21 protein-coding genes are annotated in these 23,975 nt (G+C 73.9%); 8 read left to right on the forward strand and 13 right to left on the reverse strand.

Annotation, left to right across the window (positions count from 1 at the left end):
* Positions 1-132 precede the first annotated feature (132 nt).
* The 3 genes from BUE45_RS07060 to BUE45_RS07070 all read left to right on the forward strand — a co-directional run bounded on the left by BUE45_RS07060 (position 133) and on the right by BUE45_RS07070 (position 1,672).
* Complete coding sequence (locus tag BUE45_RS07060; RefSeq protein WP_073376666.1) at positions 133-678, forward strand: EF-hand domain-containing protein; 546 nt, start codon at positions 133-135, stop codon at positions 676-678.
* Between the two features lie 140 nt (positions 679-818).
* Complete coding sequence (locus tag BUE45_RS07065) at positions 819-1,190, forward strand: ArsR/SmtB family transcription factor (RefSeq protein WP_073376668.1); 372 nt, start codon at positions 819-821, stop codon at positions 1,188-1,190.
* Positions 1,187-1,672 carry an SRPBCC family protein gene (locus BUE45_RS07070; protein WP_073376670.1) on the forward strand — a complete coding sequence of 162 codons (486 nt, stop codon included), beginning with the start codon at positions 1,187-1,189 and terminating at the stop codon, positions 1,670-1,672. Before BUE45_RS07065 ends, BUE45_RS07070 begins: the two co-directional genes overlap by 4 nt.
* A 179-nt stretch (positions 1,673-1,851) precedes the next feature.
* Here BUE45_RS07070 and BUE45_RS07075 read toward each other — a convergent pair whose 3' ends face one another.
* The 6 genes from BUE45_RS07075 to moeZ form a co-directional block, all read right to left on the reverse strand.
* Positions 1,852-2,724, reverse strand: coding sequence for a phosphotransferase family protein (locus BUE45_RS07075; RefSeq protein WP_245832873.1), 873 nt, complete (start codon positions 2,722-2,724; stop codon positions 1,852-1,854).
* Between the two features lie 59 nt (positions 2,725-2,783).
* Complete coding sequence (locus BUE45_RS07080; RefSeq protein ID WP_073376674.1) at positions 2,784-6,167, reverse strand: ATP-dependent helicase; 3,384 nt, start codon at positions 6,165-6,167, stop codon at positions 2,784-2,786.
* Positions 6,160-9,300 carry an ATP-dependent helicase gene (locus BUE45_RS07085; protein WP_178378487.1) on the reverse strand — a complete coding sequence of 1,047 codons (3,141 nt, stop codon included), beginning with the start codon at positions 9,298-9,300 and terminating at the stop codon, positions 6,160-6,162. Before BUE45_RS07085 ends, BUE45_RS07080 begins: the two co-directional genes overlap by 8 nt.
* An 86-nt stretch (positions 9,301-9,386) precedes the next feature.
* Positions 9,387-9,713: an MGMT family protein gene (locus tag BUE45_RS07090; protein WP_073377403.1), complete on the reverse strand. Its 327-nt coding sequence runs from the start codon at positions 9,711-9,713 to the stop codon at positions 9,387-9,389.
* Between the two features lie 101 nt (positions 9,714-9,814).
* On the reverse strand, positions 9,815-10,201 hold the full coding sequence (locus BUE45_RS07095; RefSeq protein ID WP_073376678.1) for an SPW repeat protein: 387 nt from the start codon (positions 10,199-10,201) through the stop codon (positions 9,815-9,817).
* A gap of 135 nt (positions 10,202-10,336) precedes the next feature.
* Positions 10,337-11,500 (reverse strand): adenylyltransferase/sulfurtransferase MoeZ, encoded by a 1,164-nt coding sequence (moeZ, locus tag BUE45_RS07100; RefSeq protein WP_073376680.1) that lies wholly within the window; start codon positions 11,498-11,500, stop codon positions 10,337-10,339.
* Positions 11,501-11,797: 297 nt separating this feature from the next.
* Here moeZ and BUE45_RS07105 point away from each other — a divergent pair, with 297 nt between their 5' ends.
* The 3 genes from BUE45_RS07105 (at position 11,798) to BUE45_RS07115 (ending at position 13,966) form a co-directional block, all read left to right on the forward strand.
* Positions 11,798-12,022 (forward strand): hypothetical protein, encoded by a 225-nt coding sequence (locus tag BUE45_RS07105; RefSeq protein WP_073376683.1) that lies wholly within the window; start codon positions 11,798-11,800, stop codon positions 12,020-12,022.
* 187 nt (positions 12,023-12,209) lie between these two features.
* On the forward strand, positions 12,210-12,863 hold the full coding sequence (locus BUE45_RS07110; RefSeq protein ID WP_073376686.1) for a TetR/AcrR family transcriptional regulator: 654 nt from the start codon (positions 12,210-12,212) through the stop codon (positions 12,861-12,863).
* Positions 12,864-13,165: 302 nt separating this feature from the next.
* Positions 13,166-13,966 (forward strand): mechanosensitive ion channel family protein, encoded by an 801-nt coding sequence (locus tag BUE45_RS07115; protein ID WP_073376688.1) that lies wholly within the window; start codon positions 13,166-13,168, stop codon positions 13,964-13,966.
* 130 nt (positions 13,967-14,096) lie between these two features.
* Here the strand turns inward: BUE45_RS07115 and BUE45_RS07120 are convergent, their stop codons facing one another.
* The 3 genes from BUE45_RS07120 to BUE45_RS07130 form a co-directional block, all read right to left on the reverse strand.
* On the reverse strand, positions 14,097-14,339 hold the full coding sequence (locus BUE45_RS07120; RefSeq protein WP_073376690.1) for a hypothetical protein: 243 nt from the start codon (positions 14,337-14,339) through the stop codon (positions 14,097-14,099).
* A 263-nt stretch (positions 14,340-14,602) separates the two neighbouring features.
* On the reverse strand, positions 14,603-14,914 hold the full coding sequence (locus tag BUE45_RS07125) for a DUF6401 family natural product biosynthesis protein (protein WP_073376693.1): 312 nt from the start codon (positions 14,912-14,914) through the stop codon (positions 14,603-14,605).
* Between the two features lie 224 nt (positions 14,915-15,138).
* Entirely contained in the window at positions 15,139-15,834 is a 696-nt protein-coding gene (locus tag BUE45_RS07130; protein ID WP_073376695.1) for a ferritin-like fold-containing protein, read from the reverse strand.
* Between the two features lie 581 nt (positions 15,835-16,415).
* On the opposite strand from BUE45_RS07130, the gene BUE45_RS07135 reads away from it, so the two are divergent.
* Together BUE45_RS07135 and BUE45_RS07140 are read left to right on the forward strand one after the other, a co-directional pair.
* Entirely contained in the window at positions 16,416-18,002 is a 1,587-nt protein-coding gene (locus BUE45_RS07135) for a DEAD/DEAH box helicase (RefSeq protein WP_073376697.1), read from the forward strand.
* Between the two features lie 188 nt (positions 18,003-18,190).
* Positions 18,191-19,099, forward strand: a complete 909-nt coding sequence (locus tag BUE45_RS07140) for an alpha/beta fold hydrolase (RefSeq protein ID WP_178378472.1) — start codon at positions 18,191-18,193, stop codon at positions 19,097-19,099.
* Positions 19,100-19,156: 57 nt separating this feature from the next.
* Here BUE45_RS07140 and BUE45_RS07145 read toward each other — a convergent pair whose 3' ends face one another.
* The 4 genes from BUE45_RS07145 to typA all read right to left on the reverse strand — a co-directional run bounded on the left by BUE45_RS07145 (position 19,157) and on the right by typA (position 23,935).
* The gene (locus tag BUE45_RS07145) at positions 19,157-20,269 is read right to left on the reverse strand and encodes an MBL fold metallo-hydrolase (protein ID WP_073376699.1); all 1,113 of its coding nucleotides are present in this window, start codon (positions 20,267-20,269) and stop codon (positions 19,157-19,159) included.
* Positions 20,270-20,378: 109 nt separating this feature from the next.
* Positions 20,379-21,254 carry a PHP domain-containing protein gene (locus BUE45_RS07150; protein WP_073376700.1) on the reverse strand — a complete coding sequence of 292 codons (876 nt, stop codon included), beginning with the start codon at positions 21,252-21,254 and terminating at the stop codon, positions 20,379-20,381.
* 37 nt (positions 21,255-21,291) lie between these two features.
* Entirely contained in the window at positions 21,292-21,951 is a 660-nt protein-coding gene (locus tag BUE45_RS07155; protein WP_073376701.1) for a DUF6758 family protein, read from the reverse strand.
* A gap of 94 nt (positions 21,952-22,045) precedes the next feature.
* Positions 22,046-23,935: a translational GTPase TypA gene (gene typA / locus BUE45_RS07160; protein WP_073376702.1), complete on the reverse strand. Its 1,890-nt coding sequence runs from the start codon at positions 23,933-23,935 to the stop codon at positions 22,046-22,048.
* Between the last annotated feature and the right edge of the window lie 40 nt (positions 23,936-23,975).

Below are 23,975 nucleotides of genomic sequence, written 5' to 3' on the forward strand. Positions count from 1 at the left end.
TCCCCGCGGGGGGACATCGGTCGCGATCAGGGCGAACGGCCCTTCCGGGTGCGCACGGGGGGAACCTTTTCGGCACCATGGGACTCACAGGACGGGGAGGGAACCACCCTCCCCTTCGATGGGAGGCACCACGTGGGCATCACCCCCTCCGAGGCGATCACCGCCCGGTTCAACCAGCTGTTCGACGTGCTCGACACCGACGGGGACAAGCACGCGACCTGGGTGGACTACCAGCGGCTGGTGGACCGCTACATCACCGGGTACGCACTGGACCCGACCGAGCCCAAGGCGCACGCGATCGAGACGGCCTACCGGTCGCTGTGGGAGCAGCTGGTACGGCACTCCGGCGCGCCGGGGCGGCTGGAGCGCCAGGAGTTCATCGCGGCCATGCACGCGGCGTCGGAGGACCGCAGCCGGTTCAACGCCGCCGAGGCGGTGGCCGAGGCCGTGTTCGACCTGCTGGACGAGGACGGCGACGGGCGGATCAGCCTGGACGAGTTCCTGGTGTACGCGGCCGCGCTGGGCGCCGCCGAGCAGGACGCCCGGGCCCGGTTCGCGAACGTGGACACGGACGGGGACGTGCACATCAGCCGGGAGGAGTTCGTGCTGTCGGCCCGGGAGTACCTGTTCGGCGAGGCCACCGACTCCCCGGGCGGGTTCGTCTTCGGCGTGGTGTGAGCAGGCGCCGCCGGGTGCGGCCGTCCGGGACGGGACGGCCGCGCCCGGCGCGGCCGTGGGGGCCGCGTGGGCGGAAGATGACCCGCCGATCACGGTGAACCCCTTCCCCCGGGGCCTCCCGCGGACTAACATACAACCAAATGGTTGTAGAAGATGAGCCCGCCGACCGCCTGTTCCACGCCCTGGCCGACGCCACCCGGCGCGACATCCTCCGGCGCTCCGTCGACGGGGAGCTGTCCGTGTCCCGGCTGGCCGAGCTGTACCCGATGAGCTTCGCCGCTGTTCAGAAGCATGTTGCGGTACTGGAGCGGGCAGGTCTGGTGAGCAAGACGCGGCAGGGCCGGGAGCAGCTGGTGCGCACCCGCCCCGACGCCGTCCGGCGGGCCAGGCAGGCCCTGGACCACCTCGAATCCCTCTGGCACGGCCGGGTCGACCGGATGGCCGACCTCCTCGCGGAGCCCGAGGGGCCCCGAACACGGGAAGCACCCGAGCGAAAAGGAACGGACCGATGACCGTCACCGGTGTCGACAAGGACTTCGAGAACCTCACCCTCACCCTGACCGCGGACTTCGCCGCGCCGGTGGAGCGGGTCTGGCGGCTGTGGGCCGACCCCCGGCAGCTGGAGCGGTGGTGGGGGCCGCCCACGTACCCGGCCACCGTCGAGGAGCACGACCTCGCCCCCGGGGGCAAGGTCACCTACTACATGACCGGCCCGGAGGGGGACCGGCACCACGGCTGGTGGGAGATCGTCTCGGTGGACGCGCCGACGTCCCTGGAGTTCCTGGACGGCTTCTCCGACTCCGACGGGGCGCCGACCGACGCGATGCCGGTGATCACCGGCCGCGTGCGGATCTCCGAGAACGACGGGGGCAGCCGGATGGTGGTGACCTCCACCTTCCGCAGCCGGGAGAACATGGAGCAGCTGCTCCAGATGGGCATGGACGAGGGCATGGAGGGCGCGATGGGCCAGATCGACGCCCTGCTTGCGGCCTGAGCACCCCGTGGAGCGGCCCCCGGCGACCCGCCGGGGGCCGTTCCACGCGCCCGGCGCCCTCGCGGCGAGGCGGTCGTACTCCGCGGCCTGGACCCGGTCTGCGGGTATGCACCGGTGCGGCTCCGGCGCACGTGGAGGACGGCGGCCGGCGGGGCGGGCGGCGTCGGGTCCGCACGTGTTCAGGACGGGGACCGGGCCGCCGGGCCGAGGCGGGCCCAGGGCTCGGGCGGGTCCGAGGCCAGGAAGAGCAGCAGGGCGAGGACCCGGCTCAGCGGCGGCGCCGTCCAGTGGCGCCGCCCCGGAACGGGCGCGGGGTCGAGAAGGCGGCCGAGCGCCCAGGCCAGGTGGTACCACAGCACCCGCGGCGCCAGGTCCGGGGCGCCGTAGCCCGCCAGGACGGCGGGCAGCCAGGCGGGCGGCAGCTTCGCGAAGTCGACGGCCGGGTCGGCCAGGGCGGCGTCGCCCCAGTCCACGATCCCGGCGAGGACGCCGTCCGGGGCCACGACCAGGTTCTGCGGGGCGAAGTCACCGTGGACCGGGACGGGCCCCGCCGGCGCCGGGACCCGCGGGGCGAGGTCGGCGCACCAGGCGAGCAGCAGGTCCGCCGTGTCGGCGTCGACGTACCCCGCGTCGCGGGCCCGGCCGACCAGCGCGGCCGGGTCCGGCTCCCCGGTGTCCCGGGGCAGCCCGGGCACGGCGCCGACGGGCACCGCGTGCAGTGCGGCGAGCTGGCGCCCCAGGTCGAGCAGCACCCCCCGGCCCGGGGCGCGGCCCACCAGGTCGGCGCCGGGAAGGCGCTCCAGCAGCATCGTGGGCGGGTCGCCCTCCCGGAACTCGACCAGCTCCGGGACGCGGACCCCGGCGGCGCGCGCCACCGGCAGGAGCGACGCCTCCTTGCGCAGGTCGGCCGCGAACTCCGGGCCCCGGGGGACGCGGAGCACGAGGGCGCCGCCCAGGGCCAGGACGTGGTTGGCGACGCCCGCGGGCAGCGGGCGCACGTCGGCGGGCGCGATCGCGCGGCGGGCGGCGACGGCGGCCGCGATCCTGTCCATCACCGCCGATCCTCGCACGGCGGCCCGGCCGGCGCCGCCCCTTTTCCGGACGGCCCCGGTCAGGGCTCGGGAACGGAGGAGATCAGGGCCGCCAGGCCCTCGGCGTCCAGGAGGTCGGTGGGGCGGACGGTCTCGTCGGCGCGGACGTAGTGGAAGGCCGCGCGGACCTCCTCCAGGGACACGCCCTGCAGATCCGCCCAGGCCAGGCGGTAGGCCGCCAGCTGGACGCCGACGGCCCGGCGCTCCGCCGCGTTCTGCGGGGGCCGCCCGGTCTTCCAGTCCACGACGTCGTAGCCCTTCTCCGGGTCGTGGAACACCGCGTCCATCCGCCCGCGGATGAGCCGGTCTCCGATCACCGTCTCGAACGGCACCTCGACCTCCACGGGGATCCGCGGGCCCCACTCGCTCTTCTCGAACAGCTCTTGGAGCTCGGCCAGGTCGTCGTCCTCGGCGGCGGTCTCGTCCGCCGCCCCCGGCAGCTCGTCCAGCAGGGTCGCCGTGCCCAGGCCGAAGCGGCGCTCCAGCCAGGTGTGGAACGCGGTCCCCCGGCGGGTGTGCGGGGCCGGGGGCCGGGGCAGCGGCCGACGGATCTGGCGGGCCAGCCCCGAGGGGTCGCGGGCCAGCCACACCATGGACGACACCGACAGGTGGTCGGGCAGCTCGACCAGGACGGTGCCGTCCTCGGCGCGGTCCGCCTCGCGGGCGCGGTGCGCCAGCAGGAGTCCGGTGTCGCGCTCCCACCCCTGGAGGCGGCGGCGCAGCTTGTCGTGGCGCGCCGGGTCCGGCGGCACCGCGCGCCCCTCGCGCAGCGCCTCGCGGGCCCGCTCCACCAGGGCGGCGCCCGCCTCGATCTCCACCCGGCGGGTGACCGCCCCGTCGACCCGGGCGAGCGTGTCCGGGGTGGCCTCGCCGTCGCTCTGCGGGTCCCCCTGGAGGGGCGGCCACACCGCCTCGCCCTCCTCGTCGTCGTGCGGGTTGGTCTCGTCGAGCTCGGGCGGGTCGGCCCAGTCGATCACGCGCCCGGCGCCCTGCTCGCAGGCCTCCCGGATCTCTTCGAGGAACACCGAGGGGCCGCGCGGCGCGGTGCCGGTGCGCCCCCACCAGTGCCCCGTGCAGACCAGGCGGAACGAGGCCCGGGTGACCGCCACGTAGGCCAGGCGGCGCTCCTCCATGAGGTGGCGGGCCGCCTCGGCCTCCTTGAAGGCGGCGATGCCCTGCTTGTCGACGCCGGGGAGCTCGGGCAGGCTGGCGCGGTCGCCGCGCAGCGGGTAGGGCAGGAGGTGGTCGGCCTTGACCCAGGCCAGGGAGTTGCGGGGCGAGGCCGGGAACACCGGGTTGCGCCCGCCGCTGATGCCCGGCACGAACACCACCGGCCACTGGAGCCCCTTGGCCCCGTGCATGGTCATGAGCTTGACGCTGTTGGAGCCGCCGACGCGCTCCCCCGGGGCGAGGCCGCTCTCGTTCTCCTCGGCCGCGCGCAGGTAGCTGAGGAAACCGCTCAGCGTGGGGTCCTCGCTGTTGCCCGCGAACCTGACGGCGTGGTCGACGAACGCGTCCAGGTCGGCGCGGGCCGAGAGCGGGTCGCGTCCGCTGCGCGCCGCCACCTCGATGTCCAGGCCCAGGACCCGCTCGACCTCGGTGATGAGGTCGGCCAGCGGCTGCCCGACGAGCTTGCGCAGGTCGCGGAGCTCCTCGGACAGCCGCAGCAGGCGGGCGTGCCCGGTCTCGGAGTAGTTCTCCGGCGGGCCCGGGTCGTCGACGGCGTCCACCAGGCTGCCGTTCTCGGCGGTCAGGTCCAGGACGGTGCGGCGCAGCAGGTCGTCCCCCGGGTCGTCGGGGCCCCCGCGGGTGAGGTCGCGCCGGGAGTGGCGGGCCAGCTCGGTGGCGCGCGCGCCCAGGGCGGCCAGGTCGCGGGGCCCGAACCGCCAGCGCGGCCCGGTGAGCAGGCGGGCGAGTTCGTTGCCCGCGGCGGCGTCGTGCACCACGCGCAGGGTGGCGATGATGTCGCGGACCTCCGGGACCAGCATGAGCCCGCCCAGGCCCACGACCTCGACCGGGACGCCGCGGGCCTCCAGCTCCTCGCGCAGCGCCGGGAACTGGGCGCGGCGGCGGCACAGGACGGCGATGTCGCCCGGGGCCACGCCCCCGTCCTCGGCGCTCCCGGACTCGCCGGGCGGCCAGGGCTGCCCGTCCGGCGCGGTCTCGGGGTCGCGGCGCACCCCCTTGACCAGCTCCGCGATGCGGGAGGCGATCCAGGCCGCCTCCTCGGACTCGGTGCGGAACAGGGCGGTGTCGGCCCGCCCGCGCCCGCGCCGGGCCGGCCCCGGGTACAGGACCGGCACCTCGGCGGCCTCGGCGCGCAGCTCCTCGGAGATCCACCCCGCCACGCCCAGGATGCGCTCGCCGTTGCGGAAGCTGGTGGAGAGTTCGCGGACGGCGGCGGGCCGCCCCGGGGCCGCCGGGAAGTCGGTGGGGAACCGGGTGAGGTTGGCGGCGATCGCGCCCCGCCATCCGTAGATGGACTGGCAGGGGTCGCCGACGGCCGTCACCGCGTGGCCGTCACCGAAGAGCGAGCGCAGCAGGACGAGCTGGGCGTGGCTGGTGTCCTGGTACTCGTCGAGCAGGACCACCCGGTAGCGGCCGCGCTCGACCAGGCCCACCTCGGGGTGGTTCTCGGCGATGCGGGCGGCCAGCGCCATCTGGTCGCCGAAGTCCATGGCCTCCCGGGCGTGCTTGGCGTGGGTGTAGCGCTCCACCAGGGGCAGCAGCTGCTCCCGGCGGCGCTGGGTGCCGACGAGGTCGCGCGTCTCGGCGGTGGGTCTCTTGGGCAGCGCGTCCACCTGGGCCTGGATCCACCGGCCGATCCCGCGCACCCGCTCGGGGGTGGTCAGGTGGTCGGCGATCTCGCCGGACAGGTGCAGGACGCGCTCGATGACGGTGTCCGCGCCCACGGTCACCAGGTCCATCGGGCCGTCGTACCCCCCCACCACGCGCGCGGCCAGCTGCCAGGACTGGCCCTCGCTGAGCAGCCGGGCGGTGGGCTCGACGGCCTCACGCAGGGCGTGGTCGGCGACGATGCGCCCCGCGTAGGCGTTGTAGGTGGACACGGTGGGCTCGCCGTCCAGGACGCCCTCGCCGACGACGTCCTCGCCGAGCCTGTCGCGCAGCTGCTCCAGGCGCCTGCGCACGCGCTCGGCCAGCTCGGCGGTGGCCTTGCGGGTGAAGGTGAGGCCCAGGACCTGCTCGGGGCGCACGTACCCGTTGGCGACCAGCCACACGACGCGGGAGGCCATGGTCTCGCTCTTGCCCGACCCCGCCCCGGCGATGACGACGCCGGGTTCGAGGGGGGCCGAGACCACCTCGGACTGCTCCGCGGTGGGCTCGGGCTGCCCGAGGACGCGGGCGAGTTCGGCGGGGGTGAACCGGGGGTGGGCTTCAGACATGTCTGCCCTCGTCTTGGACCGGGCAGCAGGCGCGCACGGCGCACGACCTGCATCCCTTGTTGCGGGTGGCGGTGAACCGGGAGCCGCCCATGCCGATCGCGACCTCGGTGACGAGGTCCTGCGCCCAGCCGGGGTCGGAGTCCTCGCCCAGGGGGCGCTGGACCTGCTCGCGGGCGTTCTTGAGCTTCTCGCCGAGCTGGACGAGCATCGCCCCGCCCGGCTGCGCCAGGCCGAGTTCGGCGAACGCCCCCTTGAGCACGGCCATCTGGTAAACGCCCAGCTGGGGGTGGCGGTCGAGGTCCTCGGCCCTGGCGGCCCCGGTCTTGATGTCGACGACGACGGCGCGCCCCTCGCCGTCGCGTTCGAGCCGGTCGACCCGGCCGGTGATCTCGATGCCGCCGACGTCGACCTTGAACCCCTCCTCGGTGACCACGAGCTCGCGGTCGTTGGCTGCGTCCCAGGTGAGGAGTTTGCGGACCATGGTGTCGGCGCGCTCGCGCTGCTTGTCGGCCTGCCAGGGCCCGCCGAAGTCGAGGTCGGCCCAGATCTCGTCCATGCGCCGGGCGATGTCCTGCTGCGGGGTGCCCTGGGCGACCAGGACGGCGACGGCGTGCACGACGGTGCCCAGCGCGGACGCCGAGTCCCCGGAGGAGGCCCCGGCGGCGCGCTCCAGCAGCCAGCGCAGCTGGCAGTTGGTGAAGCTCTCCACCTGCGAGGGCGAGACCCGGATGGTGTCGCCCTCGTCGGCCAGGGGGCGGTCGTCGGAGAACGGGGTGAGGGCGTACCACTCGGCGGGGTCGGCCCCGCGCACCCCCTCCTCCGCCAGGCGGGCCAGGTGGACGGCGGCGGCGTCGCGCAGCGCCCCGGGCGCCGTCCGGTCGGTGACCACCGAGCGCAGGTCCGCGACCAGGGACGGCAGGGACAGCCAGCGCACGCCGGTGCCGACGGGCTCGGGGTCGCCCAGGCCCATCTCGGCGAGGAACCGGGAGGGCCGCTGCTCGGCGTCGTCGCCGCCCACGGCGGTGACCACGAGGGTGTGCCGGGCGCGGGTCAGGGCGACGTAGAACAGGCGGCGCTCCTCGGCGAGCAGCTTGGAGGCGAGGGCGGCGCCGGAGGTGTCGGCGGAGTGCACGTCGGCGTCCACCAGCTCCTCGACGCCCAGCAGGGAGCCGCGCAGGCGCAGGTCGGGCCAGTCGCCCTCCTGGACCCCGGCGACGACCACGAGCCCCCATTCCAGTCCCTTGGAGCGGTGGGCGGTGAGGATGCGCACGGACTCGCCCTCGGGGGCGCGCTCGGCGAGGCTGTCGCCGGGGATCTCCTGGGCGGCCAGGTCGGCGAGGAACCCCTCGGGGGTGCCGGGGGGCAGGCGGTCGCAGTAGCGGGCGGCGCTCTCGAACAGGGCGACCACCGCGTCGAGGTCGCGGTCGGCGGAGGCGCCGCGCCGGCCCCCGGCGAGGCTGGCGCGCAGCAGCCGGTCGGCCAGCCCGCTGTCGCTCCACAGCCGCCACAGGACCTGTTCGGCGTCGGCGCCGCGGGCGTCGAGTTCGCGGACGGTGGCCAGGGCGGTGGCGATGCGCAGGGCGGGGGCGGCCACCCCGGGGTCGACCAGGGTGAGGTCGGCGGGCTCGCGCAGGGCCTCGACCAGCAGCAGGGACGCGGGCCGGTAGGCCCCCTCGCCGTCCCCGCTCCCGCGTTCGGCGGCGGCCCGGTCCAGGTCCAGGCGGCGCAGGGCGCGGGTCAGGCGCCGCAGGCCGATGGCGTCGGCGTCGCCGAAGGGGCCGGTGAGCAGGTCGCGGGCGGCCTCGTCGTCGAGTTCGGCGGGCCGGAGCCCGAACCGGATGAGGGACAGCAGCGGCCGCACGATGGGCTCGGCGGCCACCGGCAGCTCGTCGGAGCCGACGGCGACCGGGACCGACGCGGCGACCAGGGCGCGGCGCAGCACCGGGAGCTGGCGGGTGGCCGAGCGGACCAGGACCGCCATGTCCGACCAGGGGACGCCGTCCACCAGGTGGGCGCGGCGCAGGGTGTCGGCGATGACCGCCGCCTCCTGGGTGGGGCTCTCGGCCATGAGCAGCCGCACCGATCCGGGGGGCACCCCGTCGGCGGGGACCAGGGCCCGGTGCTCGTTGACGTGGCCGGGCGCGGAGGCGACGGCGGGCAGGCGGCGGGTGAGCGCGCGCGAGGCGGCGAGCAGGGCGGAGCCGCTGCGGCGGCCGGTGCGCAGCGCCACCACGGGGGCGGGCGTGCGGCGGACCGTGGGGAACCGGTCCGGGAACTCCAGGATCCCGCGCACCTCGGCGCCGCGGAACCCGTAGATGGACTGGTCGGGGTCGCCGACTGCGACGAGGTCGCGGCCGTCCCCCGCCAGTGCGCGCAGGAGTTCCTCCTGGGCGGGGTCGGTGTCCTGGTACTCGTCGACGAACACGGTCTCGTGGGCGGCGCGCTCGCGCTCCTGCACCCGCGGGTCGGAGAGCAGGCCCGCGGCGATGCGGACCAGCTCCGCGTAGTTGAGCGTGGGGACGGGCGCGATGTCGAACCGGCCGTTCATCCGGGCCAGGAAGCCGGCGGCGGCCTCCCAGTCGTCGCGGCCGCGCTCGCGTCCCAGCCGGGCCAGGGCGTCGGGTCCCAGGCCGCGCTCCTCGGCGCGCATGAGGAAGTCGCGCAGCTCCTCGGCGAAGCCGCGGGTCTCCAGGGCCGGGCGCAGGCGCTCGGGCCAGGCGAGGCCGCCGTCCCCGGCCTCCCAGTGCAGGAGTTCGCGCACCTCCATGAGCTGCTCGGGTCCGGACAGCAGCCGGGGCGGCCGGTCGCCCATGCGCTGGAACTCGCGGCGGATCAGGGAGTAGGCGTAGCCGTGGAAGGTCAGCGCGAGGGGTTCGCGGGTGGTGCGGCGCAGGCGGCCGGTGATGCGCTCGCGCAGTTCCTGGGCGGCCTTGCGTCCGAAGGTGAGGACCAGGATGCGGGAGGGGTCCACGCCCCGGTTGTCGATGCGGTCGACGACGGCCTCGACGATGGTGGTGGTCTTGCCGGTGCCGGGACCGGCGAGCACCAGGAGCGGGCCGCCCCCGTGGTCGACGACCCTGCGTTGGTTCTCGTCCAGCACCGGCGGCGGCTGCACCCGGTGGGGGCGCCGCACGAGACGGTACGGGGATCTGTTCACCCCACCAGTTCACCAGAGGGTGCCGACTGTCCCGGACGGCGCGGGGAGCCCCCGGAGCAGCCTCAGCCTCCGCTTTCCCCGTCCCATCGGGCGTTGCGCATGTCCACGCGGTCGGTTCCGCGGCGCATCGGGGTGGCCTCGGAGGCGTAGTGCGACAAGGCTCTCACCTCGTGGCCGGAGGCGGGGCTGCCGTCGGCGCGGACCACCCTCCACCAGGGCACGCCGCCGCCCCACGAGGACATCACGGCGCCGACCTGGCGGGGGCCGCCCCGGCCCACGTACTCGGCGATGTCGCCGTAGGACATCACCAGTCCCGGCGGGATCCGCTCGACCACGGCCAGGACCTCGTCGGCGTACTCGTCGGGGCCGCCGTCCTCATCGGTGAACACGGCCACACCCTAGCGAGGGGCGACGACGGAGGCGATCCCGCCCGGCGGGCGCGCGCGGGGCCGGCGCCGTGCGGCGCCGGCCCCGCGCGGTCGCGGACGGGTCAGGTCGGGACGTCGTTGACGTGGGAGCTCCAGACGGAGTCGGGGTCGCGCCGCCGCGTCCGCCGGGCCTGCACCAGCCCGTAGGCGCCCAGGACGGCGATGCCGGCGCCCATGATCCAGGCGGTCCAGGCGGCCAGGGGCAGGTGGGCGTAGCCCAGCAGCCAGGGCGTGGTGAACACGAGGAGGCCGATCGCCAGCACCGCGAGCTCCCCCGTGACGGCGCCGGGGCGGGTGAGCGAGACGACCGACGCCATGATCACGCCCAGGCCGAGCACGAAGAGCGCGCCCCCGCCGATTCCGTACATGCCGTGCCAGATGAAGCTCAGTCCCAGTGCCAGGCCGGCGGCGATCGCCACCCAGTCGGCCGGGCGTCCCTTCTCACGCATGGTGCCACCTCCCAGCGGCGGGGCCCGCGCCGTGCGGCCCGCGGCCCCTGGGAGGTCCTGTACCCATTCGGGCGCCCGGATACGGCGGACGGCGCCGGGATTCCCCCGGCGCCGCCCTGGAAGGGTCCGCGGACGCTAGTACGACGGCAGGCTGGGGTCGACCTGGTTGACCCAGGCCAGGACCCCGCCGCCGACGTGCACGGCGTCGGCGAAGCCCGCGGCCTTGACCGCGGCCAGCGCCTCGGCCGAGCGCACGCCCGACTTGCAGTGCAGGACCACGCGCCTGTCCTGGGGGAGCTTCTCGAAGGCCTTGCCGTTGAGGAACTCGCCCTTGGGGATGAGCGTGGCGCCCGGGATGCTGACGATCTCGTACTCGTTCTTCTCGCGGACGTCCACGAGGAAGACGTCGTCGGGCTTGCTGTCGAGCAGGTCCTTGAGCTCGCCCGCGGTGATCGTCGACCCGGCGGCGGCCTCGGTGGCCTCGTCGGAGACGGTGCCGCAGAAGGCCTCGTAGTCGATGAGCTCGGTGACCGGCTCGGTCTCGGGGTCCTTGCGGACCTTCACCTCGCGCCAGGACATCTCCAGGGCGTCGAAGATGAGCAGGCGGCCCACCAGCGGCTCACCGATGCCGGTGATCAGCTTGATGGCCTCGTTCACCATGACGGACCCGATGGAGGCGCACAGCACGCCCAGGACGCCGCCCTCGGCGCAGGAGGGGACCATGCCGGGCGGCGGGGGCTCGGGGTACAGGTCGCGGTACTGGGGCCCGTACTCGTTCCAGAAGACGCTGACCTGGCCGTCGAAGCGGTAGATGGAGCCCCACACGTACGGCTTGTTCAGGATGACGGCGGCGTCGTTGACCAGGTAGCGGGTCGCGAAGTTGTCGGTCCCGTCCAGGATCAGGTCGTAGTCCGCGAAGATCTCCAGGGCGTTGTCGGAGTCCAGGCGGTCCTGGTGGAGGATCACCCGCACGTTGGGGTTCACGTCCTGGATGCTGTCGCGGGCCGACTCGGCCTTGGGGCGGCCCACGTCGCTCTGGCCGTGGATCACCTGGCGCTGGAGGTTGGACTCGTCCACGACGTCGAAGTCGATGATCCCCAGCGTGCCCACGCCCGCGGCGGCGAGGTAGAGCAGCGCGGGGGAGCCCAGCCCGCCCGCGCCGACGACGAGGACCTTGGCGTTCTTCAGGCGCTTCTGCCCGTCCATGCCCACGTCGGGGATGATCAGGTGTCGCGAGTAGCGGCGCACCTCGTCCACGGTCAGCTCGTCAGCTGGTTCCACCAGCGGCGGCAGCGACACGGTGACTCCTCATGTCTGTTCGTGATGCTTCGCACGGCCCGGAGAAGGAGGACCGCGGTCGCGGGGGCCGCGGGGCGCGAAGCGTGCTTGCTCTTATACCCAACCTAACGGGTGGGGTTTTCCATTCCCACCCCCGGGGCGGTGTCGGCGGGCACACCCGGCCGGTGTTCCCGCGGGGTACGCGCCCCTCTCGTCGGCAACCGTCCTGACCCGCCGGTTCATTCCCCGCCTCCCGGGCCCCCGCCGCGGCGGCGGGTAGGGTCGGCGACGATACGTCCGCCTACTGGGGAGGTACCCGTGACCGAAGACCCGAGGACAGGACCCGGCCCCGGGGAGGACCCCGCCGCCGCGGTGCCCGAGGCCGACGCCGCCGAGCAGCGCCGGCCCGCCGCCGGGGCGGAGGAGGACGACTGGCTGGAGCGCGCCGGGGACGGGGGGCTGCCGGACACCGGCGAGGCCGACGAGGCCGACGCCGTGGAGCAGTTGCGCGGGGCCGGGGGCGACGACGACGAGCGGCGCTGAGCCGCGTCCGGGCCGCCCCGGTCGGCCCCGGGGGGCGAATCCCTATGTCACAGGTAACTTACGCAGGAGTAAGATGGCGGAAAAGCCGTGGAGCGAGCCCTGAGCCGAGGGCCCGCGCGACGGCGCAAGCCACGCAGATGTCCGATGATGGCGTGCATCTGCCATGCCGAGTTCGGAGGGTGTGGGTGTGACAGCTCCTTCAGACGCCCGCTCCCGGGGCACCCGTCTGCCCCGGGTCAGGCGCCGCCGACAGCTACTCACCGCCGCGCAGGAGGTCTTCGTCGCCCGCGGCTACCACGCGGCCGCGATGGACGAGATCGCCGAGCGCGCGGGGGTCAGCAAGCCGGTGCTCTACCAGCACTTCCCCGGGAAGCTGGAGCTGTACCTGGCCCTTCTGGAGGAGCACTCCGAGGCGCTGGTCGAGAAGCAGCGCGAGGCGCTGGAGAGCACCGACGACAACCGCCAGCGGGTCGTCGCGAGTTTCCGCGCCTATTTCGACTTCGTGGCCGGAGACGGCGAGGCCTTCCGGCTGGTCTTCGAATCGGACCTGCGCAATCTCCCGGCGGTGCGGGAAAAGAGCGAGCAGACGTTCCAGCGCTGCGCCGAGCTCATCGGCGAGGTGATCCGCCAGGACACCAGCATCTCCGACGAGGAGGCGCACCTGCTGAGCATAGGGCTGGTCGGCATGGCCGAGACCAGCGCCCGCTACTGGGTCAACAGCCGGGGCTCGGTGCCCAAGGACGCCGCGGAACTGCTGGTCGCCCGCCTGGCCTGGCGCGGCATCAGCGGCTGGGACCTGCACCGGGGCGGCGAGGGGCGGCCGGACCCGCAGGACTCCTGACACACCGCTTCCGACACACCGGCGCGACGACGCGCGAAGGGCCCCGGGACCACCCGGGGCCCTTCTTCGCGTTACCGGGCAGACGGCACATTGTCCTCGCCCGAAAATGGCCCGTCGCCCTTTTTTCCGCCAGGGAATCCAAAAGGGAAGGCAATACCCGCCGACCTGCGCCCATAAAGGATTCGAAACGGATACGCCGGGTATCGCCGGTGTGAGGGGCACCGTGCCTCTCTTCGCCGGTTCCGAACGGCGACCTTTTCGGTATGACCGGACGGGGCGAGCGACTTGGGGGTGGAGACGTCATGAATGTGGGTCAGGGTCTGACGACGGCCTGGCAGGCGGTGGCGAGCTTCGTACCGCTGCTGGTCGGCTTCCTGGTCGTCCTCGTGCTGGGCTGGATCATCGCCTGGTTCGTGGGCAAGGGAGTCGGCAAGGCTCTGCACGGGGTCGGCCTGGACCGCGCCCTCCACCGGGGCGGGGTGGGCGAGTACCTGGAGCGCAGCCGCTGGAGCGCCAGCGAGCTGTGCGGCAAGATCGTCTACTACGTCGCGCTGCTGTTCGTGTTCACTCTCGCGTTCAACGTCTTCGGACCGAACCCGGTGAGCACGCTGCTGAGCGACGTCATCTCCTGGATCCCGCGGGCCATCGTCGCACTCGTCATCGTGGTGGTGGCGGCGATGATCGCCAAGGCGGTCCGGGACATCATCAGCGGGGCCCTGGGCGGCCTCTCCTACGGCCGGGTGCTGGCCAACATCGCCGCCGTGGCCATCCTGGCCCTCGGCGTCATCGCGGCGCTCAACCAGATGGGCATCGCCACCACCGTGACCACGCCGGTGCTCGTCGCCGTGCTGGCCACCGTGGGCGGCATTCTCGTGGTGGGTGTCGGCGGCGGCCTCATCCGGCCGATGCAGTCGCGCTGGGAGCACTGGCTGGACCGGGCCGAGCAGGAGACCGGCCGCATGTCCGAGCAGGGCAGCTACGAGGCGGGCCGACAGGCCGCCATGGACCGCCCCTCGACCACCGCGCGGACCGAGGCGGGCGAGCGCACCGCGGGTGCGAGCACCGGCCGGGCCAGGGGCGAGCGGCCCGAGGGCGGCGCCTGACGGGTGCGGGCGGCCGTCCCCGGACACGGGGCCGGCCGCCCGGGAGGCGCACGACGAAGGAGACGAGGGAGGGCGGGGCCGTCGCGGCCCCGCCCTCCCGTCGTGGTGCGCCGTCGCCGACGGCCCGTCCCTACATGAACTCGGAGTCCCGCAGCTCCAGGCGGGACAGGTGCTCGATCCGCCGGACCGTCAGGACCACGGCCGAGACCAGCGGCAGCAGCGCCAGCCAGAAGACGACGCTGCCCGGCCCGCTGAAGACCATGGAGACGACCGCGACGACGAAGATCAGTGCGAAAAGCGCGAAGTCGACGCGATCCTGTTGGATCAGGACGCCGACCGGTGGGCGCGCCGCCCCGTGCCGACCGCTCCTCATTCGCATTCCTTTCTCGCGGCTCTGCGGGCCGCTCCGCCAGTCACGGCGGCCGGTCCGTTCCGGACCGGCATAACGCCGTGCATCCCACGTTGCATTCCGCAGGACCGCTCCCGTCACCCCGGGGCGCGCGTCCGGCCGCCGTAGGGTCGCCGGTGCTCCCAGCCTAGGCCCGTGAAGGGATTTTCGCCGGTGAACGGGCAGGGCGCGCGGCCGAGGGGGCCGACGCGTCGTCGGTCACATCGGTGCCTGCGGATGGCAACAACCTAGCGGACGAAACCGCGCTCCTTGGCCAAGCGGCAGATGGCGAGGATGCGGAGAGTCTCCCAGTCGTACTCGACGGCCTCGGAGTCCCAGCCCCGCTCCAGGCACCCGTCGAGGAACCCGTGGAGGTAGGTGCCCAGGGTCCGGGCGGTCGTCTCGCCGCCGGAGGCGGCGATGCCGTCGCACACCTGCGCGGCGTGCTGGTCCAGCTCAGCGCACATCCAGGGGGCGAGGGGGCCGTCCAGGGGGCCGATCCGGTGGAAGTCACGGGTGAGGCCGGCCAGCGGGTGGCGCACGGAGGTCCCACGGGGCATGGAAGTACCTACTCAGGGGTGGTCGAGACACGGGAATCGTCATCGAGTTTACGTCCGTGTCCCAACCGATCGTCACGAAAGTGTTGGAAATTACCTGCTCTTGACCAGAGTGTCCTCAAGTGAGAGTCAAGAACAGGACATGACGGGAATCGGATCGGCGTCCGGTGGGTACCCCGCCGGGCCGCGCCCCCGCCGCCCCGGGCGGGGGCCCGGGACCGGAGCGGTCAGGCCGTGAGGCCCATGGCCTCCAGGCGGGCGGCGTGCCGGTCGGTCAGGGACGCGAACATCCGGCTCACCGCGGCCAGGTCGCCCAGGCCGGTGGCGTCGGCGCCCTCCGTGCCGGGGCGGTCGGACCCCTCACCGAGCAGCGCGGCCAGGCGCGGCCGCTGCACGGCCACCGCCTGGGCCTGGCCCAGCGCCTCGCCGACCAGGCGGCGCGCCCACAGCGACAGGCGGCCGGCCAGCACCGGGTCCTCGGCCAGGGCCTCGCGCACGGTCTCGGCCACGAACTCGGCGCGGCCGGTCTCGGCGAGGACGCCCTCGACCAGGATGCGGGTCTCGTCGTCGGCCAGCTCCGCCACCCGGCGGTAGAAGTCGCCCGCGATCCCGTCGGCGACGTAGGTCTTGACCAGGCTCTCCAGCCAGGTCTTGGGCTCGGTGCGCGCCTGCCAGGCGTCCAGCGGCTCCACGAACGGGGCCATGGCCTCCTCCGGGTCGACCCCCAGCTCCTCCAGGCGGTCGTGGAGCACCTGGTGGTGGGCCTGCTCCGTGGCCGCCAGCGCCGCCAGGCGGCCCTTGCCCCGCAGGGTGGGCGCCAGGACCGCGTCGCCGGCGAGCCGGAAGAAGGAACCCAGCTCGGCGTAGGCAAGCAGGCCGAGGAGGTCGATCACACCGGGGTTCACAGAGGGGCCTTTGGTCATGGGCGCCAGGGTATCGCCCGGCGGTTCTCACACCGAACCGGGGACTAAACGTCCGAACGGCACGGTTGCACCAGCTGGGAACGGGTAGGTCCATGCCGTCCCGCTCCGGAGAAACGGCCACGTCCGCCGGACGGGTCACAGGTTAGACTCTCCGTGACGACCTGCGCGTGCGGACCGACACGGACCCCTTCTCACCACCCGCGGGGACGCCCCCGCACGCAGCGGTGTCCCACGGACGCCGCGCCCCGCCGCGCGATCCGGCCGCCCACGGGCGACCGACGACCGCGCGGACGAAACCCGACGAACCACGGCGGGCCCCCGAAGGAGAAAACGGGAGCGCGCCGAGCGGATGAATCCGATTTCCGGCCGGGAGCCCCCGGGCCGCGGATTCGACGGCAGCGCCGCCGCGCCGTTCCACACGGAACGGACGGCGAGCCGCGCCTTCCGCGGCGGCCCCCGAAGCCGCACGCGACCGCATCCCGACGCGGACACGCCCTTCGTGTTCCGCCAAGATGGAGGCCTGAGCCCTGAGCAGCACAGAAGACACACAAAAGCCCCGCATCACCTTCCGCGACCTCGGTGTGAGCACCGAGATCGCCGACGCCCTGGAGGCCGAGGGGATCATCGAGCCCTTCCCCATCCAGGAGCTGGCCCTGCCGATCGCCCTCGGCGGCAGCGACATCATCGGGCAGGCCCGGACCGGTACCGGCAAGACGCTGGCCTTCGGCGTCCCCCTGCTCCAGCGGTCCCAGGCGGCCCCCGGCGAGTCCAAGAGTCCGCGGGCCCTGATCGTGGTCCCCACCCGTGAGCTGGCCATCCAGGTCGCGGCGGACCTCACCACGGCGGGCAAGCGCAGCGGCGCCCGCATCCTGACCGTCTACGGCGGCCGCTCCTACGAGCCCCAGATCAACGGCCTCAAGGAGGGCGTCGACGTCGTCGTGGGCACCCCGGGCCGCCTGCTCGACCTGGAGAACCAGAAGCACCTGCGCCTGGACAAGGTCGCCGCGGTGGTCTTGGACGAGGCCGACAAGATGCTCGACCTGGGCTTCCTCCCGGACATCGAGCGCATCCTCACCAAGATCCCGGCCGAGCGCCAGGTCATGCTCTTCTCGGCGACCATGCCGAGCGAGATCGTCGCCCTGTCCCGCAAGTACCTGCGGCGCCCCACGCACGTGCGGGCCGGCGACGACAACGAGATCGACGGCTCGGCCATCACCAGCCGGATCGCCCAGCACGCGTTCCGCACGCACCAGATGGACAAGATCGAGATGCTGGCGCGCCTCCTCCAGGCGCAGGACCACGGGCAGAGCATGGTCTTCTGCCAGACGAAGCGGGCCTGCGACCGGGTGGCGGGCGAGCTGAAGGACCGCGGCTTCGCGGTCGCGGCCGTCCACGGCGACCTGGGCCAGAGCCAGCGCGAGCGGGCGCTGCGCGCCTTCCGCAACGGCAAGATCAACATCCTGGTCGCCACCGACGTGGCCGCCCGCGGACTCGACGTGGACGACGTCACGCACGTCGTCAACTACGAGACGCCCGAGGACGAGAAGACCTACACGCACCGGATCGGCCGCACCGGCCGGGCCGGGCGCACCGGCACCGCCGTCACCTTCGTGGACTGGCAGGAGATGCCGCGGTGGAAGCTCATCAACGCCGCGCTGGACCTGGCGTTCAACGAGCCGGAGGAGACCTACTCCACCTCGCCGCACTTCTTCGAGGCGCTCGGCATCCCCGCGGGCACCAAGGGACGGCTGGCCGCCGACAAGCGCGCCGAGCACGCCGGCCTGGAGGCCGAGGAGATCGAGGACATCGGTGACACCGGCGGGACCCGCGCCCAGCGCGGCCGCGGCGGCCGCGACCGGGACCGCGACAAGGACCGGGACCGCCCGGGCGACCGCGAGCGCGGCGAGGGCCGCCGCCGCAGCAGCCGCGGCGGGCGCTCGCGCCGCCGCACCCGCAGCGGGGAGGGCGTGACCACCGGCGCCGAGGCTCCGGTGGCGGACAAGCGCGCCGAGGAGCCGCGCGCCCAGGCGGCCGCGACCGCGGCCCCGGCCGTCCAGACCGCCGCGAAGGCGGAAGGGGGCGAGGGGGGCGAGGGCACCCGCCAGGTCCGTCGCCGCCGCCGCACCCGCGGGGGCTCGGCCGTGCGCCGCGACCCCGAGAACACCTGACCGACCCGGCAGGGGCCGCCCACCGCCCGTCGGCGAACGGCGGGCGGAGCGGGGGCCGAACGGGTGGGCCGCGGCGCCCGGAAGGCACCGCGGCTCGCACGGCAGGCGCGGTACCGGCCGGTACCGCGCCCGTGTGGGAGATCCCGGTCCGCCCCGGACCGGGCCGCCATCGTCTAGGGTGACCGGACGTGAGTACACCTAAGTTCCTCGATCTTCCGCCGGGAGTGCGGCGGGTCGACCTCGACCTCTCCTACGGCCCGGTGGCGGCGCTGCGGGCGCTGCCCGTCTCCGGGGGCGCCGAGCTGTCGCCCGCCGTGCTGGTGCACGGGTTCACCGGCAGCAAGGAGGACTTCATCGCGATCCTCCAGACCCTGGCCCAGGGCGGTCGGGAGGTGGTCGCGATCGACCTCCCCGGAACCTACGGATCGCCGGGGCCGGAGACCCTCACCCCGCCGCCGGGGGTCGAGCGCCCCGACTACCGGCTGTCCTCGCTGGGCGAGGTCGTCGCCGAGGTCGTCGAGCAGGTCGGCGGGCGCAGGCCCGTCCACCTGGTGGGGCACTCCTTCGGCGGCCTGGTGGTGCGCGAGACCGCGCTGGGCGGGATGGTCGACCTGGCCTCGCTGACGCTGCTGTGCAGCGGTCCAGCCGCGCTCCAGGGCCAGGGGGCGATGCGCGCCCGCGCCCTGATCGCCGCGCTGTCCATGAACCCCTCCCGGGAGCGCCTGGAGGAGTTGTGGGAGGAGCGGTTCGACGCCGACGCCCGCCGGCGCACCCCCGACGAGGACGTGCGGTCCTTCCTGCGCGCACGGCTGCTGGAGAGCAGCGCCACCGCCCTGGTGCGCTGCGCCGAGGACCTGCTCGGGGCCGGCGACCGGGTCGAGGAGCTGGCCGCGCTGCGGCTGCCCTCCCTGGTGATGTACGGCGAGAACGACGACGCGTGGGACCCGGCCCTCCAGGAGGACATGGCCAAGCGGCTGGACGCCAGGCGGATCGTGGTGCCCGGCGCGGGCCACTCCCCCAACGTGGAGGCCCCCGAGACCACGGCCAGCGCGTTCACCGCGTTCTGGAACGAGGTGGAGTCGGTCGGCCGCCGCTGACCGCGCGCGGACGCGCCCCGGGCCCCCGGCAGGGGTCCCGGGGCGCGTCCCGTCGGGTCAGACCCAGGAGTCGAAGTTCCTGCCCTCGGCGGCCACCGTGGTGGCGGGCCCCCGGTCGGGCAGGATGCGGGTGTCCGGCGGCAGCGACAGGAGCGACTCGCCGATGGAGGCGAGCTGCGTCGTGTAGTCGATGTAGGTGTTGCCGACCATGCCGGGCTCGCCCTTGCGCAGGGTGTCGCCGGAGAAGACCACGCCGAGCTGGCTGATGGAGTAGCCGACGGTGCCCGGGGAGGTGCCGGGCAGGGCCACCACGTCGATCTGGAGGTCGCCGATGGTCATGGACCCGCCGCCCTCGATCTCGTAGTCCGGGCGGTGCTCGGCGCCGTGCTGACGGCGCCACAGGCGCATCTCGCGGGGGTGCAGTGCGACCGGGGCCTCGGTCTCCTCCGCGATCTTGACCGCGGACTCGATGTGCGGGGCGTAGGCGTTGGTGCAGGCCACCAGGTAGACCTCGCGCTCACCGACGGCCTCCAGGACCGCCTCGGCGTCGGGGCCGGGGTCGATGACGACGACGCCGTCGTCGTCGGCGCGGACGATCCAGGTGTTGCCGATGTACTCGAACTTCTCGTCGTCGAACTCGAAGGAGACGGCGGCGCGGACCCGGGTGACGCCCTCGGAGTCGGGACCGGTCACACCGGCCTCCTCCGTGTCGTCTGCGAAGACGTCGGAGGAGGCCGGGGCCTCGTCCCCGGTGTCCTCGTCCTCGGCCTTCTCGGAGTCGGTGTCTTCGGCGTCGGCCTTCGCGGAGTCCGTCTTCTCGGAGTCCGCGCCGTCGGTGGTCTCGGTGGCGTCGGTGTCCCCGGCATCGGGGGCGCCCTCGGAGCCCGCGTCGTCGGACACGGCCTCGGCCGCGGACTCGTCGTCGTCCGCGGCGGCGGGCGCGGCCTTCTCCCCGGCGGCGTCGTCGGAGTCCGCGGAAGCACCGGCCCCCTCCGGCTCCCCGGCCTTCTCCGCGTCGGCCTTCTTGTCCGCCGTCGCCGCCTTCTCCCCGGAGGTGGCCTCGGCCCGCGCCGTCTCCTCGGTCGCCCCGGTATCGTCCACCACGGCCTCCGCAGCGGAATCGGTGGCCTCCTGGCCGTCCTGCGTCTTCGGCTTCCGCTTCCAGAACACGGCGTCAGACCTCTCACTTAGTCCGATATTGGGTGATTGCGCTGCGACCATTGTCGCGCCCGCGCACGGTGGTCCGTACCGTACCGAACCCAGCGGGTGACCGACAGCCTCAACCGGTGATCGGCGGGACCCCGGTGGCCGGCGCGACCAGCTCCTCGAACGCCTCGGGCGCCGTGGTCCGGGCGCCCAGGCGGTGCCCGGTGAGCGCGCCGTGGTCGTCGCTGGAACCGGTGACCACCACGCCCAGGTCGGCGGCGACCCCGCGCCACTGCCGGACCTGCGCCTTGTTGTGCGAGGGGTGGTCGGCCTCGATGCCGCCCAGGCCGGCGGCGGCCATGCGCTCGACCAGCTCCAGGGGGACGGACCCGTTGAGGGCGCCCTCGGCGCGGGCCGGATGGGCCAGGGAGCACACCCCGCCCGCCGCCCGGACCAGGCCGACGGCGCGCACCGGGTCGATGGCGTACCGGGAGGCGTAGGCGGGCCCGCCGGAGCCGATCCACCGGTCGAAGGCGTCCTGCACGTCGCGGGCGGCCCCCGCCTCCACGATGGCGCGGGCCAGGTGGGGGCGGCCGATGGTGTTGGCGTCGGCGAACTCGGCCTCTCCGGCGCCCGCGATCTCCAGCACCCGCTCCCAGGTGACGTCCACTCCGTTGGCCTGGAGCTTGCGGACCATCTCCTCGGCGCGCGAGGCGCGGTCGGAGCGGACCCGGCGCAGTTCCCCGGTGAGTTCGGGGTCGTCCGGGTCGAACAGGTAGGAGACCAGGTGGACGCTGGAGCCGCGGTAGGCGCAGGACAGCTCCATGCCGGGGACCAGCGTGAAGCCGGGGGGCAGGACGGCGGCCGCGGCCCGGACACCGCCGACCGTGTCGTGGTCGGTGAGGGCGAGGACGTCGAGGCCGGCGGCGACGGCGTACCCGATGACCTCCTCCGGAGCATCGCCGCCGTCGGAGACGGAACTGTGGGAGTGCAGGTCGATACGTGTCACCGGGTGATCGTACTAACTGTGGGGGCCGGGCACCGCGTCAGGCGGGTCGCGGGGCCAGCTCGGCGGCCAGGAAGGGGCTGGGCGCGCCGAAGGGCGGGTCGAGGGCGACCCCGCCGTCGTTGATGTCGCGCAGGTCCCGCAGGGCGTTGATCTCGCACATCAGCACGGCGGTACCGGCGGTGGCGAACACCACCCACAGCCACTGGGAGAGCGCCTCCCCGGCGTAGCCCGCGCGCTCGCGGCCCAGGTCGAGGTTCCAGAGCGGGATCTCGTGGCCGTCGAACCGGACCTTGGCGTCGGGCGCCCGGGTCTCGACGCCCTCGCCCGCGTCGGTGCCCTCCAGCCCGGCCAGGCGGGCGCCGAGGCCGACGCCCGGGGCCTCGGCGACGACGACGGCCTCGCCGACGCCGCCCAGCGGGTCGGGTCCGGACAGGGCCACGGCGGTCGCCAGCGCTCCGCTGCGGTCGTCGCCCGCCTCCGCGAACCCGGTGACCACCCACCCCGTGGGCAGCGGCCAGGGGATCCAGACCGGGACCCGCGCCTGGGGCAGCAGCGCCTCCAGGGCGGCGGCGCCGGGGCGGCGCACCGGTTGCAGCGGCGTGACCGGACCGTGTGCGTCGCACTGCCACGCGCTGGTCCACAGGCCCGGGGGCCGGACCGCGCGCCCGCACCTGGGACACGAGGGATCGGTCTTCATGTCCTAGCCACGTACCCGGTCCGCCAGGTGCGAAAACGCCGGTGGGCGGGCCGCGCCGCGACCCGCCCACCCCGTCGGGGAGGAGTATCCCCTGTTACTGCTGGCGCTTCTTGTTGGCGGTGATCCGGCCGCGCTCCTTCTGGTCCAGGATGACCTTGCGGATGCGCACGTGCTCGGGGGTGACCTCCACGCACTCGTCCTCGCGGCAGAACTCCAGGGCCTGCTCCAGGGACAGCTTGCGCGGCGGCACCAGGCGCACCAGCTCGTCGCCGGTGGCCGAGCGCATGTTGGTGAGCTTCTTCTCCTTGGTGATGTTGACGTCCATGTCGTCGGCGCGGGCGTTCTCGCCGACGATCATGCCCTCGTACACCTCGGTGCCCGGCTCGACGAACAGCGTGCCGCGCTCCTGGAGGTTGAACATCGCGAACGCCACCGCGGCGCCGGCGCGGTCGGCCACCAGGGAGCCGTTGGGGCGGGTGCGCAGCTCGCCGAACCACGGCTCGAACTTCTCGAACACGTGGTGGGCGATGCCGGTGCCGCGGGTCTCGGTGAGGAACTCGGTGCGGAAGCCGATGAGGCCGCGGGAGGGCACCAGCCAGTCCATGCGCACCCAGCCGGTGCCGTGGTTGACCATGTTCTCCATGCGGCCCTTGCGGACGCTGAGGAGCTGGGTGATGGCGCCCATGTACTCCTCGGGGGCGTCCACGGTGAGGCGCTCGACCGGCTCGTGGACCTTGCCGTCGACGACCCGGGTGACCACCTGCGGCTTGCCGACGGTCAGCTCGTAGCCCTCGCGGCGCATCTGCTCGACGAGGATGGCCAGCGCCAGCTCGCCGCGGCCCTGCACCTCCCAGGCGTCGGGGCGCTCGGTGGGCAGCACGCGCAGCGAGACGTTGCCGACCAGCTCCTTGTCGAGGCGGTCCTTGACCAGGCGGGCGGTGACCTTGGCGCCCTTGACCCGGCCGACCAGCGGCGAGGTGTTGGTGCCGATGGTCATGGAGATGGCGGGCTCGTCCACCGTGATGAGCGGCAGCGGGACCGGGTTCTCCAGGTCGGCGAGGGTCTCGCCGATCATGATGTCCTCGATGCCGGCGATGGCGACGATGTCGCCGGGCCCGGCCTTCTCGGCGGGCTTGCGCTCCAGGCCGTCGGTCATGAGCAGCTCGGTGATCTTGACCTGCTGGGTGGAGCCGTCGGTGCGGATCCACGCGACCTGCTGGCCCTTGCGCAGCTCGCCCTGCTGGACGCGGCAGAGCGCCAGGCGGCCCAGGAACGGGGAGGCGTCGAGGTTGGTGACGTGGGCCTGGAGCGGCGCGTCCGGGACGTACTCGGGCGCCGGGATGGTGTCCAGGATGGTGCTGAACAGCGGCACGAGGTTGTCGTTGTCCGGGACGGTGCCGTTGGCCGGGCGCTCCAGGGAGGCCTTGCCGTCGCGGGCGCAGGCGTAGACGATCGGGAACTCGATCTGCGACTCGTCGGCGTCGAGGTCCATGAACAGCTCGTAGGTGTCGTCCACGACCTCGGCGATGCGGCTGTCGGGCCGGTCGACCTTGTTGATGACGAGGATGACGGGGAGCTTGGCCTGGAGGGCCTTGCGGAGCACGAAGCGGGTCTGCGGGAGCGGGCCCTCGCTGGCGTCCACGAGGAGGACGACGCCGTCGACCATGGACAGGCCGCGCTCGACCTCGCCGCCGAAGTCGGCGTGGCCGGGGGTGTCGATGATGTTGATCACCACGTCCTCGCCCTCGGGCGTGGTGTAGTGGACGGCCGTGTTCTTGGCGAGAATGGTGATGCCCTTCTCGCGCTCCAGGTCGTTGGAGTCCATCACGCGGTCGTCCACGTCCTGGTTCTCCCGGAAGACGCCGGACTGCCAGAGCATGGCGTCCACGAGGGTCGTCTTACCGTGGTCGACGTGGGCCACGATGGCGACGTTGCGAAGGTCGCTACGGCGTGCGGAGCCCTGGACGGGCGTGGCGGTGGACATGGAAGAGTCTCGATCTCCTGGTAATGGGTAGAGACCGCAG

The organism is Nocardiopsis flavescens (assembly GCF_900141985.1).
GTDB classification, from domain to species: Bacteria; Actinomycetota; Actinomycetes; order Streptosporangiales; family Streptosporangiaceae; genus Nocardiopsis; species Nocardiopsis flavescens.